The sequence below is a fragment of the Pedobacter boryungensis genome (assembly GCF_013204825.1).
GTDB classification, from domain to species: domain Bacteria; phylum Bacteroidota; class Bacteroidia; order Sphingobacteriales; family Sphingobacteriaceae; genus Pedobacter; species Pedobacter boryungensis.
This window is the reverse complement of record NZ_JABMKV010000002.1, coordinates 836,812-849,960: the sequence shown is the minus strand read 5'-3', so window position 1 is coordinate 849,960 and position 13,149 is coordinate 836,812. Positions and strand designations below refer to the sequence as shown.

Sequence of the window (13,149 nt, the reverse complement as noted above, 5' to 3'; positions counted from 1 at the left end):
TAAAAAACAAACTATACTAATGAAAACTACTTTCGAACAACGTATTGCCCAAATGGCTTTACATCAAGAAGAACTGATTAAAGTACCTAATAAAATGATTGAACCTGGAAATGGTGTATTCAATCGCTATAAAAATGCTGTTTTAACTGCTGCTCATGTCCCATTCAATTGGAAATATGACTTAAACCCACTAACTAATCCTAATTTAATAGAACGGTTTGGCATAAATGCAGTACTCAATGCTGGAGCTATTAAATGGAAAGACGGTTATGTTTTAGTCGCACGAGTAGAAGGCACCGATCGAAAATCTTTTTTCGCAGTAGCTGAAAGTCCTAACGGGATTGACAATTTTCGTTTCTGGGAGTATCCTTTAGTGATGCCAGAAACAGCTATTCCAGATACCAATGTTTATGATATTCGATTAGTTGACCATGAGGATGGGTGGGTATATGGATTATTTTGCACCGAACGAAGAGATCAATCAGCAAGCGAAGGAGATCAATCGGCGGCTATTGCACAATGCGGAATTGCCCGAACCAAAGATTTAGTAAAATGGGAACGTTTAGCCGATCTTAAAACACCCTCACCGCAGCAACGTAATGTTGTTTTGCATCCAGAGTTTGTACACGGAAAATATGCTTTTTATACACGTCCGCAAGATGGTTTTGTAGAAGCAGGGAATGGCGGCGGGATTGGCTTTGGTCTTTCTTCAACCATAGAAAATGCAACCATTACAGAAGAAATTGTGATCGATAAGAAAGTATACCATACTGTTTACGAAGCAAAAAATGGCCTTGGCCCTGCTCCCATCAAAACACCTCAAGGTTGGTTACATTTAGCGCATGGTGTACGAAATACAGCTGCGGGTCTACGCTATGTGTTGTATATGTTCATGACCGATTTGAACGACTTAACTAAAGTAACCCACAAACCTGCCGGTTATTTTTTAGCTCCAGAAGGTCAGGAACGTGTTGGCGATGTTTCAAATGTGGTTTTCAGCAATGGATGGATTGCAGATACCGATGGAACTGTATACATTTATTATGCTTCTTCAGACACACGTATGCATGTAGCTACCAGCACAATTCAACAACTTACAGATTATGTAATGAATAATCCAGCAGATGGTTTACGTTCTGCAGCATCAGTTGAAACAATGATCAACATTATCGATCAGAATAAAAGTTTAACAGATAAGCATGTACATTTGAATGGAGAATCTGCTCATTAGCATTAAATGAATTTACCCATACTAACCACATTTGCCAAAGAAGTTGAGCATGAATTACACGAGCTATTGCAGTGGTGGATAATCTATACCGTTGATGAAGAAAATGGTGGTTTTTATGGAAAGATTGACAATTACAATGTTTCAATTCCTCATGCCCCAAAGAGCTTAGTTTTAAATACCAGAATACTGTATACGTTTTCTTCAGCTTATCTGTCGACAAAAGAATCTGCTTATTTAAGTATGGCAAATAGAGCGTTCGAGTATTTGAACACACATTTTTTAGACACTAAAAACGGTGGTTTCTATTGGTCGGTAACCTATACTGGTGAACAATTAGATGGGAAAAAGCAAATTTACGGACAAGCTTTTGCTATTTATGCATTGGTTGAATATTATAAAATTACAGCAAACACGAAAGCCTTGTCATTAGCGCAAGGTACATTTGCATTGATAGAGAAATACAGTTTCGATCCTATTTATTTAGGGTATTTGGAAGCCTTTTCAATAGAGTGGAAATCGCAAGAAGATCTTCGCTTGAGCGATAAAGATCAGAATGAGCAAAAATCAATGAATACCCATTTGCATGTAATAGAAGCTTATGCAAACTTGTATACCGTTTGGCCAAATGACACGTTAAAAGCTGCAATTAGTAAATTGCTAGCTAATTTTAAGCAACATATTATTGATCAAAAAACACATCACCTACATTTATTTTTTACGGCCAACTGGGAAGTAAAATCCACTATCACCTCTTTTGGACACGACATTGAAGCAGCATGGCTATTACAAGAAGCTGCAGAAAGTATAGCTGATGAAACAGAAATTGAAATAGTTAAAACGATTGCCTTGCAGCTCAGTGAGGCTACAGAAAAAGGTTTAGCCAAAAATGGTGGCCTTTGGTATGAATACGATACGGCAACACAACATTGGATAAAGGAAATGCACTGGTGGCCACAAGCAGAAGCAATGGTTGGTTTTTTTAATGCCTTTCAATTAAACGGAGATGAAAAATACCTAAAGCATTCTCTACAAAGTTGGGAGTTTATTAAAAACTACCTTAAAGATATAAAGAATGGCGAATGGTATTGGGGTATAAACGATGATTATTCACTACTACAAGGTGAAGACAAAGCTGGCTTTTGGAAATGTCCTTATCATAATGGCAGAGCTTGCTTAGAAATCATGAAGCGCATTAAATTACACAGCAATCATTCCATTTAACTTTATTTTTTATACCGTCATCCCGTACTCGATACGGGATCGTAATGCGGCAGTATATGCACGTCTGTTTTAACTATTATACAGCATAGCAACCAACTCGTAATACAAAGAAAATGAATACGTTAAGATAAGAATACCTGAATATAGGTATTGATTGCTATTACTTTATAGAATAATTTAGTGTTCATCAAATTAATGCTCCATCATATGAAATCATTTAAAATAGTAACCCTAACTCTATTCAGCTGTTTTGTTTTAACCAACGTTTATGCACAACAAAGCGAAAGAGAAAAAGTGAAGGCTAAAGAAAAAGAATTGGACACCCTACCGTACAATCCACTTCCTTTAAAAAAGAAACTATTATCTCCTTACACATTCAATAGATTTTTAGCCGATACCTATGGATTTACCATTTTAGGAAGTCAAACCCCAGTTACTGGTTTAAAATTTGAAACCGTTAAACCCAGTATCACACTTTCTGGAAATTTAGTGAACAGCAAAAACAAAACGTTTATCCTTAACTTAGAAATTTCGGGCGGTGTAGTAGAGGATGTGGCTGATATTTTTTCTAGCAATAAACTTAATGGTTATGTAAAAGCTAGTTTAGGTTTTAACTTTTTAACCAAATACAATAGTGCAACCTTTCCTGGTAAGACAGATAAAAGTCCGGCAACGGCCGAAATGGGAAATAGGTTAAGTGATTTCGCTTTATTAGACAGCTTAAAAAGAATAAATTATTATACCCGAATTGCTGCTATTCATAAGGCATTAAATGATCAGCGGTTTTTTGACAGTCCGAACTTGGCTACCTTTTCCAAAATATATGCAGAAACTAAAAAAACTGATTTAGCAAACTACAATTTAACACAAGAAAAAGTACTGCTGCTTAAAGTGTTGGCTAGCTATGGTATTACACAACCAGATGTTAATCTTGCTTTAAAATCTTTTGTAGACCGCTGGAAAAATTTAGGAAAGAAAGATCCAGTAAATAATACTCCTCTTAGTGATACCATCACCACTTCCTACGGAATGCTATTTCAAAAAAATTATAGGGACGCACTTAAAACCATAGAGCTGGCAAAAGACTCATTATCGGATACAGAAATGAGAATGTTTAAGGACATTTACAATACAGTAAGTCTTAAATGGATAAACATTAGCCCAATTGTAGGTAATACGGCATTCCATTTATACGATGCTAGCTTAGGCAGCATTTCTTCTAGGCATAGCTTAACATTAGACTTAAAGATGTCTTTCAATTACCTCTTTAAATACCAGAAAAACCCTGGGAGATTTATTTTCGTTTCTGGTGGCATTACCCCAAAAAGAACCAACTCCTTAGCAGATATTGATAAGTTTAGCTATAAGACTTCAGAGCAAATTATTAAGATAGGTAATGAGACTATAACAGATGAGACAACAGGTGTTGCGTATAGAGGAAATTACTTAAACGGTTTTGGACTTGATGTTTTCTTAGAAGCCTATTTTTGTTTGGCTAAATCTAAATTCGTACCAGGTTTATATACGAAAATTAGTTATGCGTATGGAGAACCATGGGTTAATGACCATCAATTTCCAGCAGAATTAGGAATCATCTATAATTTACCTTCAAGTGATAAGGATAGTAAGAATTTACTTTCTATTATTCCTTATGTAAGTTGGACTAACCTCAATAAATCGGTACACTATGCTACAAGAACCAATGAATCGCTTCATTCTAAATTTGCAGTTGGCTTAAAGGTGGGTGTACCAATCAATATTGGCAAATAGATAAAGTCAACAGGCGATATGAATGCTGATTCTGATGAACTCTAGCAAGTTGGACGCTTGAGCTAGATGGGTTTCGACAGAAGATATCGCTAAGAAATTGTTTGCCTAAGTCGGGCTTTCTAAAGCTATTTAAAAGATCTAACTCTTAATCTTAGCGATTGGCTTTTTTCGTCTGTGTTTTTTGGTTTTTCCCAATAGGAAAAGGGCTTTGCGTAACGGGAAATGTCTTTTGCATGATAGGAAAAGCCCTTTGGGTAACGAGAAATATCCTTTGCGTGATGGGAAATGCTCTTTGCGTGATGAGAAAAGCCCTTTGCGTGACGGAAAAAGTCCTTTGCGTGATAGGAAAAGTCCTTTGCATACTAGGAAATATCCTTTGCATGATGGGAGATGGGCATTTCTCATTAAGAAAAACTCCTTAACATCCATTTTTTAAAGTCAGCATTTTCCCGCTGACTAACATCAACTTCTAAATTTAAGGGAGACTTCAATTTAATTGTTGTCTTTCTAGAATTAACAACATTCACTTTGTTAATGACAGCCCTATTCACAATAAAAGAACGTTTTATCATATAAAATTGGCTTCTAGGTAAATAGTTGATACTTTTAATTAAAGTATCATTCCAGATAATTTTTTCTCCTTGTAAATTATAGGCGAAACAGTTTTTATCTTCAATAAAAACACAGGCGATTTGCGTAAAAGTTTCTTTCGCAATTGGTTCATTTACATAATTTTCTAAAAGTGCTTTAGGTATGCTTTTTTGTTTGCTGAGTATATGCCAGTGGTAAAATAAATATGCATTTAATATAATGAGCATGAACACAATTTGTTGCAAATACCTACTAAAATAAACAGTATTCAAAATGTTAATTTCATAGTAAGCAAAATATAGTGTTGCCAATATAATTGCTGGTAAAATCGGGAAAAGCACTCCGCCTAACAACTGTCTAGGCATTCTTATTTTATAACTTCTGCCCCAAGGATAATAATAATCTAAAAGGCTGGTAATTCTAAAAACTACTGAAATTAATATATAAGCCATTACAGCATTAATTAATAATGCACTATAATAATATGGATTTGTAAAAATAACTGCATACGTATGTTTTTCTTCATAGACAATAAGCAAGTGCGAAGACAAAAATGCAAATGGTAATTTTATAACATAGTTAGGGTATTTAACTGCGCCAGCAGCTCTATACCAAGGTGATTTCTTCATGTTAGCTGTATAAAAGGTAGATGTAAAAGATTAGTAAAATCGATAATTTAGATTTAGACGTTTAAAAAATCTGAAGCATTGCCTAAAAATTAAGCAAATAGCTATACCAATATATAAAAGTTTTTGGAAGCGTTTAAAACAAGTACAATCGCGAAAGGATTAGCATTAGGCAGGAAATAATATTAAAAATTAATTAAGGCAAACCATTCTAATCTGTAAATAAGATTAACTATTAGTTATTTAATTATTGTGAAACATCAGTTATCAAAAATAATGACATCGTTCAGCAAGAAATCTTATTTCTATTTTAAAAAATTTTGATGTTGATTTTAATTTAATGGCTTACTATTAACCTAATTTACAATGAAAAAATTTCCATTTACCAACGCGGGCTTTCTGGCCTTGCAACATGACCTCTATAGTTTAAGTGATGAGGTTTTAAAAATCGAAGCCGATTTAGTTCTTAATTGTTTTGACTATTGGATGGATAATCACTTTGAGCTAAGCAATAATCAATTGTCTTATCTTAAAGCCATAGATGCAAGAGCAAAACCACTACTAATTTTTAACACCAGTTTTGCTATCGAAAATAGATTGCCTATTATTCTGAATAAAGCTAGAAATAGCAATGACAGTGAACAAGGAAAAATAATTTGGCATAAAAGTACATTAAGCGCAAGTTCTGGAGGACATAGTGGATACAAAGCAAGTGGCATATTAGAAATAAATATTGCTTACCAACTTGTAGAAATTCATCAACCCGTTTTTGCTAAACTGTTCTAATTATTAACAATGTGATTTAATTCCCTTGACTTCGTTCGTGTGAAGCAAGGGAATTTTTCATTTTAAGCATTCTTACTCAAAAATTTTTCCCTTCTTATATTGAAAACAAAGCAGGTGGCTATCAACTTTTACTATTAACCAATAGACCACCCACTTTGTCTAAATCAAATGTACTAAAAAGCAATTGACTAAACAAATATGATTAGTTTTTCAATTCTATAATTGACGCAGTTCAGATTATCTTTGCGTGTCGCATTTCACCCCACAGATTGTCTTTTTTATAGCGCCATTACTTTTCGTCTTCTTGATACCTTAGCTTAACTAAAAATTAAATCAGATGAAAAAAGAAAAAACAATTTTTTGGATCTCAACTACCATTATCTTTTTAATGGAAGGTGTTATGCCAGCTTTGACCTCACAAACTGAATTGGCAAAAGAGGGAATTAGACATTTAGGCTATCCTGAATATTTTGGAAATGCCTTAGTGGTTTTTAAAGTTTTGGGCACCTTAATTTTAATGATTCCTAAAGTGCCAAATCGTTTTAAAGAATGGGCATATGCAGGATTTGGGTTCGATTTCATATTTGCGAGCATTAGTCACGGCGCAGTAGATGGTATTAATTTTCAAACATTTTTTCCATTAATATTCTTGGGTATTTTAGCCATTTCTTACGTGTATTATCATAAATTAAATACCGCTTCTATTACATAATTAATGTTTTCTGCAGGTTTTAAGCATGAGAAAGTTTGCCACAATCGGTAAAAACCTCCTTTGCAAAGACTAGTTTCTTTAAAAAAAAGCTTCCCGAAATTCGGGAAGCTTTTTTAGTTTGTTCAAAATGCATCAAACACTTAAAACCCTAAACTATTCAACGCTTTATCAACCAATAAACCATCAACAGCTTTTAAAGTAAATGTTACTTTACGTTTTGCTTTTAATTTAATTACAAACAAATCTGTGTTTCCTTTTAGGGTTTGTTTATCGCCTATGTTTACGAATGTTGGATATAGTGCTTTTTTACCATTGGTATGTAATCTATCATAGGTTAGGTTTTCCATATCCTTAACGGCTAATGGCTGTACACTTATAAATTCAAAGTCTTGCGGATTGTAAGGCAAACCAAAACTCAATGCGTTTACGCTGTTTAAACTTACTCCTTTTACGGTTATTTCTACTGTTTCACCTTCATTATAGCTTGATTTTTGAGTAGTTAAGGTGATACTTCCTGCCAGTTTTTCATTTCTATCTATTTCTACACCACCATCTAATTGTACAGCTACATTTGAAATATCATAGGCATCTATCAAATCGTTTTTGTTAATATCACCGTTGCTAATATAGCCGTCAAAATCTCCATCACCTTTGCGCAAACCAGTGTAATTGGTGTATGATGTGATATCATTTCCATCAATTAATTTATCGTTATTAATATCGCCTGGAATAAAACTCTCTGTTCCGGGCACTTTAAACACGTATAATTCTCTACCCGATCCAAAACCACCTACACCATCAGTAACTGCAATTTTAATGTAACGTATAGTGGGGTGATTAACAAAACTGAATGTTTTTGTATCGCCATTCCTTGCCCAATCAAATTTACCAGCTTCCGTCCAATTCGTTTTATTGTTACTGTAATAAATGGTTCCTTTTAGCAAAACACCATTGCCGCCACCTGTGCGTGGCAAATAGTTTAATTTTTCTACTTGATTAGTACTTTTTAAATCGATAACCATATCAAAAGGCAATGAATTTTGCCCCCATTTGGTATGCCAGCCATTGTCTTCATCAAAATCAAATAACTTGTTAATTCCTGCTCCGCCTTGATTTTCGGCTGTGGTTTCTCCTTTAATTCCTTTAATTGCAAATTGTAGTGGATTTACGGTTGTGGTAGCTTTAATATCTACCCAATTAGAATAGCCATCTTTATTAACCGCTCTTAATTTGAATGTATAAGGAGTTTCTGGTTTTAAGCCGTCGAATAAAAATGTAGTATCCCTAATAGTGGTATACACCATATTATTAAAATCAATTTCATAAAAATCTGCATTACTTACTGCTTTCCAAGATGGTTTTAAAGTAAAAGCTGCTGTATTGCTTTTTGAAACTTGCGCTAATGTTGGTGCTGTTAATGTGCCAGATGAAATACGGCTTTTATCTACTGGTGCGAAAACAATACCTTTTATTTGGACCGCAATTGTATTTTTGCTGATATCTGTTGATGCTAATTTTACCAAGAGCTGTGGATTTTTAGTCATGGCTACTTTTTCGAATTCGCTGCCTTTGGTTGCAAATCGATTTAAGTTTGGTGTGGCATCGTAAAAATATCCATTTTGTAAGTTCGCAAATTCATCAGCAGATTTTGCAGCTACTAATTTTACACTTTTACCACCAACGGTTGCCGCAACTTTTTGAGGTTGCTCTGTTACATTTACGATTAACGAAGTTGATTTCTCTTTTACGAAACCATCAAAATAACCCAGTGTTGGGTCGATGGTTATAGTAGCATTGTTTTTTTCTACCGATGATGTAATTAAGGTAGTTGCGCCTTTGCCTAATTTGTAGGCTTCAGTTTTTCCATCATCATCGTAAGCTGTAAAAGAGCTAGTGCCAGATGGATAAATCTCATAACTACGTGCTCCGTTATTAATTTCAGAAACATTGTTATTTGCATTTACCATTGGGATAATTGCTCCACTTTTTACGAAAACTGGTAGTTTCCAAATTGGCGCATTAAAGCTATTGATAACCGTGTTTCCCGTGTATTTTTCTCCTGAAAAGTAATCTATCCAAGTTCCTTCTGGCAAGTAGATATTATTACGGATGTCATTTCCCTTTTCATCTGCTTGTGTAGCTTGATAAATTGGTGCCACTAAAAAATTAGGTCCGTATAAATATTCATATTGCGTCGCAGTGCCTAATGTAAAGGCATTAGGATTAGTTAAAAACACTGCTCTAATAATTGGCAAACCATTTACTGCTTCTTTTGCAATGCTGTAACTATAGGGTAATAACTCAGACTTAAGTTTTAAATAATTACGATTAATTGAGGCAGCTGGTTCTCCTTGTGCGTGTGGATATTTTTGACTTGAGCCCCAACCATCCATATTTAATTGCATTGGTGTAAATGTTTTCCATTGGAAATCTCTAATGTTTACAGGTACATTTTTACCACCAAAAATACCGTCCATATCTGATGTGATATTAGGTTGACCAGATAAACCTGAACCTATATAGGTTGGAATGTGAAAACGAATATATTCCCATGCACCACCGGTTTGATCACCAGACCAAATTGTTGCATAACGTTGTGTGCCTGCCCAACCATCTAATGAGATAATAAATGGTCGACTATCATTTCCATAATACGGAATGGTTTGACCAACATCTGCTACTCCATTTAACCCAAAAGAATATCCTGCACCAACCCATGCCACATCAGTTTTAAGGACTCTTACGCCAGCATCTCTTACTTCTTTTAAAATATCGCGTTGTAATAAAGGACTAACCTCTGATTTTGGATGTAAATCTGACTGTGTCCATAAACCAATTTCTACGCCATTTTTGCGAGCATAATCGCCAAAACTTTTAAGGTTTTGAATGTTACCATCTAAGGTTTGTGTTTGACCATAACCAGCACCGTAACCATCATTTGGTAAAATCCAGCCTAATGGCATATCGTGATTTTTGTATCTGTCTATTACACCACGGGCAGAGAATTGATAATTATTTTTTTCGCCATTCAGTGATTCTTTAATTCCTCCGTTGTCTTTTTGGCTTTCTTTATAGCTTTTACCATCTTCAAATAAAATTCCTGTCGGATCTTCTTTCCAATAATCACGATTAAAAGCGTTTAAATGCCCTTCGTAAAATCCGAATTTAGGCAACAGTACTGGGTTCCCAGTTAATTGATAAAAATCATTTAATAAAGGTACAGCACCATCACCCACCATGAAAAATAAATCCAAATAATCTGTTTCATGAAAAAGTTTAACAGTTCCTTTGGTCTTTGCACCATAATCATATCTACCTTGTTTAAAAGTGTACCACATTATACCATATCCTTTAGTACTCCAATAATAAGGCGTTGGGGAAGCTACACCACCATCAGTCCAACTATTTTGATTTTCTATAGCAATTGATTTTCCTTTATGCGAAAAACGGCCATTTTGTACGCCTCCACCATAAAAGTATTCGTCTGGGTTTTCCTTTAAAGTAAGTGTAACTCTATTTTTTTCGAACTGAATAGGTTCTGTCTCTTCTGCCACTACAGCTTGAGTTTGTGTATTTATTACTTTAAATAGGTTTGTATTTTTATCCAGTAAGAGCGTAATTTTTGCTGTTGAGATAAAAATTTGCCCACTCTCATCTTTTAAAGTAAGTTTTGAAACTGGCTTACGTGGATTATTTACTAAAATTTGTGCAGCTGGTTTAGCTTCTGGATTTCTAATTACACCACCGTTATTATCTTGAAACATTCTGAAAATATTCTCTCCATAAAAATCTACGGTTAAGCGTTTATTATCGTCGTAGAGAATTTCAACAGTTGTTGGATTGATAATTTTTGCTTCGGTAATTTTAGAACCATCTCTGAATGCTGATATGGAATTTGATGTTGGGATTGCTTGTACATCTTCTTTAGATAGCAGCAGCATAATTATAGAAGTTGCCGTTAAAGTGGCAACCCTAAAAATGGTTTTACTAAGTTTTAGGTTCATGATTAATATTTGGTATTTGTGTGTTTTGGTTGACTGAATGATGGTATCAAGTTGGCTAATGTAAGCAACATGATTGTTTTTTAAAGCAAATTTCACACATTAAAATGCGTCTAATTATAGTTTAAACACAATAAATGACGAATCAAGCAATCTCAAACGTTTGTGTAAGATTTGTAAAATCTTAACATACATCAATGAAACTTTCACGATTTATTAAATACCTTTACAAAAACTTAAAAAAATTAATAATGAAATTAAAAATCACTTCAATCTTATTACTAGCAGTTATAGCTGGCTTTTCATTAATTGCTTTTACAGCAAAAGATGATGTTTATAAAGTAGACCTTACTAAATCTAGCATCACATGGGAAGGTAAAAAATTTGCAGGTTCTCATAATGGTACTGTAGATTTAACTTCTGGTAACTTAAATTTTAACGGCAAAAAATTAACAGGTGGTGGCTTTATTGCAAACATGACTACAATAAAAGATGCTGATAAAAATGGTGGCTTAGAAAAACACTTAAAAGCAGATGACTTTTTTGGGGCTGATAAATTTCCTGCTGCAAACTTTGTGATTAAAAAGGTAGAGGGAAATGGTGCTAATGTAAATATCACTGGAGATTTAACTATTAAATCCGTTACTAATTCTATTACATTCCCTGCTACTGTAGTTTGGAATGCAGATAAATCAGTTACTGCAACTGCAGATAAAATTGTAATTGACAGAACTAAATATGGTATCCAATTTAAGTCTAAATCAGTTTTCTCTAATATTGGTGATAATTTTATTTATGACGAATTCACTATAGCTGTAAAATTAGTTGCTAAAAAATAATTCGAATAACTAGATGAAAAGACCCAATGGAAACGTTGGGTCTTTTTATTTATAGCTATTGTTATTTCGATTTCCAATATATACCTTTAACCATGTAAAGAAACGCTTTTTTACAGTACACTGAGGAGCTAAATGTTAGACACTAAGATCAATTTATTGGTTATAGATGACGATGATATTAATATTTTTATCATCAAAAAAATTGTAGAAAAGACGGGATATGCTATTAATATGGTATCCAAAAATAATGGGCAGCAAGCCATTGATTATTTAAATGATGTTATTTCGGCGAATCAGCCCTTACCTCATCTTATTTTAATAGATATCAATATGCCAGTTATGAATGGATGGGAGTTTGTAGAAGCATATCAAGCTTTAGGTATTGAACAACGTGTAGATTTATATATTCTCTCTTCTTCGGTATATGAGAATGATATCGAAAAAACCAAAAGTTATAGCACGGTAAAAGGCTTTATTTCAAAACCACTTTCTATAGAGCGTTTAAAAGAATTAATAAAAGAGCTTGAATACTAAACTATTTTAAAGCGATCTTCTGTTAATTCGATAAAAGCTTGAGTTTTTGTTTTAGAATGATAAAACAAACACTTCCAATTTTCAGCAGCAGCTTTTTGTCCGAATTCTTCTCTGAGTTCCATTGCTTTTCGTCCATCAAAATCATATTTGGCGATGAATTTCCTTAACAATTCTTCAGGTTCTGGTAAAACATCACCGCCAAAAAACACTTTATCCTCCCCATCATCTATTAAAAAAACTTGGTGATATGGACAGTGAGCCCCAGTTAATTCGTAGCTAATCTCATCTGTCAATTTACCTGAGCCTTCTACAAACTTCAGTTGGGCGTTACGCTGCAAAAAATCAAATATTTCTGTATGATAAGAAGATGATGTGCTTGTAAATGCAGTTTCCCACTCTCCTCTTTGTATTACATAAGTAGCATCTGGGAAACTAAGTTCCATTTTATCATTTAAGTGATGAACCATACCACCAGAATGATCGAAATGCAAATGTGACATTAATACCATAGTAACATCTTCTGGCTTAAAACCTGCTTTTTTAATGTTTTCATGTAAATGTAACTTTCCATCAGCATTGCTATAACCTAAACCTGTATCAAATAAAATCAACTCGTTTTCAAGTTTCACCAAAAATGGTTGTACATGAATAAATAACGATGCAGGCCTATCTTTTGGATTATCTTTGGTGGGATCGAACGGTAGAAATTTCTTGGTAATATCAACTGAATAAGAACCTTCGTGTAATGTGTGTACTTGCAAAGACATGGGTTGTTTTTTGGAAAGAAATTAAATGATATATTTACGAGCGATAGGACAAATATATGGAACCTAGATGA

The 13,149-nt window shown here is 34.0% G+C and carries 10 protein-coding genes; 7 read left to right on the top strand and 3 right to left on the bottom strand.

What is annotated here, in order from left to right; translation table 11 throughout:
* Positions 1–19: 19 nt before the first annotated feature.
* The 3 genes from HQN85_RS10315 to HQN85_RS10305 all read left to right on the top strand — a co-directional run bounded on the left by HQN85_RS10315 (position 20) and on the right by HQN85_RS10305 (position 4,222).
* Complete coding sequence (locus HQN85_RS10315; protein ID WP_173271850.1) at positions 20–1,231, top strand: glycoside hydrolase family 130 protein; 1,212 nt, start codon at positions 20–22, stop codon at positions 1,229–1,231.
* A 6-nt stretch (positions 1,232–1,237) separates the two neighbouring features.
* The gene (locus tag HQN85_RS10310; protein WP_173271848.1) at positions 1,238–2,452 is read left to right on the top strand and encodes an AGE family epimerase/isomerase; all 1,215 of its coding nucleotides are present in this window, start codon (positions 1,238–1,240) and stop codon (positions 2,450–2,452) included.
* A 207-nt stretch (positions 2,453–2,659) separates the two neighbouring features.
* A complete protein-coding gene (locus HQN85_RS10305) occupies positions 2,660–4,222 on the top strand; it encodes a hypothetical protein (RefSeq protein WP_173271846.1) in 1,563 nt (520 codons plus the stop codon).
* A gap of 404 nt (positions 4,223–4,626) precedes the next feature.
* Here the strand turns inward: HQN85_RS10305 and HQN85_RS10300 are convergent, their stop codons facing one another.
* Complete coding sequence (locus HQN85_RS10300) at positions 4,627–5,442, bottom strand: LytTR family transcriptional regulator DNA-binding domain-containing protein (RefSeq protein ID WP_173271844.1); 816 nt, start codon at positions 5,440–5,442, stop codon at positions 4,627–4,629.
* A gap of 363 nt (positions 5,443–5,805) precedes the next feature.
* Between HQN85_RS10300 and HQN85_RS10295 the strand changes: the two genes are divergently transcribed.
* Positions 5,806–6,225, top strand: a complete 420-nt coding sequence (locus tag HQN85_RS10295) for a hypothetical protein (RefSeq protein ID WP_173271843.1) — start codon at positions 5,806–5,808, stop codon at positions 6,223–6,225.
* A 337-nt stretch (positions 6,226–6,562) separates the two neighbouring features.
* Positions 6,563–6,937 (top strand): DoxX family protein, encoded by a 375-nt coding sequence (locus HQN85_RS10290; RefSeq protein WP_173271842.1) that lies wholly within the window; start codon positions 6,563–6,565, stop codon positions 6,935–6,937.
* A 140-nt stretch (positions 6,938–7,077) separates the two neighbouring features.
* Here HQN85_RS10290 and HQN85_RS10285 read toward each other — a convergent pair whose 3' ends face one another.
* Complete coding sequence (locus HQN85_RS10285; RefSeq protein ID WP_173271841.1) at positions 7,078–10,941, bottom strand: TIM-barrel domain-containing protein; 3,864 nt, start codon at positions 10,939–10,941, stop codon at positions 7,078–7,080.
* Between the two features lie 248 nt (positions 10,942–11,189).
* Here HQN85_RS10285 and HQN85_RS10280 point away from each other — a divergent pair, with 248 nt between their 5' ends.
* The gene (locus HQN85_RS10280; protein WP_173271840.1) at positions 11,190–11,777 is read left to right on the top strand and encodes a YceI family protein; all 588 of its coding nucleotides are present in this window, start codon (positions 11,190–11,192) and stop codon (positions 11,775–11,777) included.
* A gap of 132 nt (positions 11,778–11,909) precedes the next feature.
* Positions 11,910–12,311: a response regulator gene (locus tag HQN85_RS10275; RefSeq protein WP_173271839.1), complete on the top strand. Its 402-nt coding sequence runs from the start codon at positions 11,910–11,912 to the stop codon at positions 12,309–12,311.
* Here HQN85_RS10275 and HQN85_RS10270 read toward each other — a convergent pair.
* Entirely contained in the window at positions 12,308–13,072 is a 765-nt protein-coding gene (locus HQN85_RS10270; protein WP_173272583.1) for an MBL fold metallo-hydrolase, read from the bottom strand. The genes HQN85_RS10275 and HQN85_RS10270 overlap by 4 nt on opposite strands.
* Between the last annotated feature and the right edge of the window lie 77 nt (positions 13,073–13,149).

Excerpts from the sequence above, each read along its gene's own strand:
- HQN85_RS10315 (WP_173271850.1), top strand. The coding sequence starts at position 20 with ATGAAAACTACTTTCGAACAACGTATTGCCCAAATGGCTTTACATCAA.
- HQN85_RS10310 (WP_173271848.1), top strand. The coding sequence starts at position 1,238 with ATGAATTTACCCATACTAACCACATTTGCCAAAGAAGTTGAGCATGAA.
- HQN85_RS10305 (WP_173271846.1), top strand. The coding sequence starts at position 2,660 with ATGAAATCATTTAAAATAGTAACCCTAACTCTATTCAGCTGTTTTGTT.
- HQN85_RS10300 (WP_173271844.1), bottom strand. The coding sequence starts at position 5,442 with ATGAAGAAATCACCTTGGTATAGAGCTGCTGGCGCAGTTAAATACCCT.
- HQN85_RS10295 (WP_173271843.1), top strand. The coding sequence starts at position 5,806 with ATGAAAAAATTTCCATTTACCAACGCGGGCTTTCTGGCCTTGCAACAT.
- HQN85_RS10290 (WP_173271842.1), top strand. The coding sequence starts at position 6,563 with ATGAAAAAAGAAAAAACAATTTTTTGGATCTCAACTACCATTATCTTT.
- HQN85_RS10285 (WP_173271841.1), bottom strand. The coding sequence starts at position 10,941 with ATGAACCTAAAACTTAGTAAAACCATTTTTAGGGTTGCCACTTTAACG.
- HQN85_RS10280 (WP_173271840.1), top strand. The coding sequence starts at position 11,190 with ATGAAATTAAAAATCACTTCAATCTTATTACTAGCAGTTATAGCTGGC.
- HQN85_RS10275 (WP_173271839.1), top strand. The coding sequence starts at position 11,910 with ATGTTAGACACTAAGATCAATTTATTGGTTATAGATGACGATGATATT.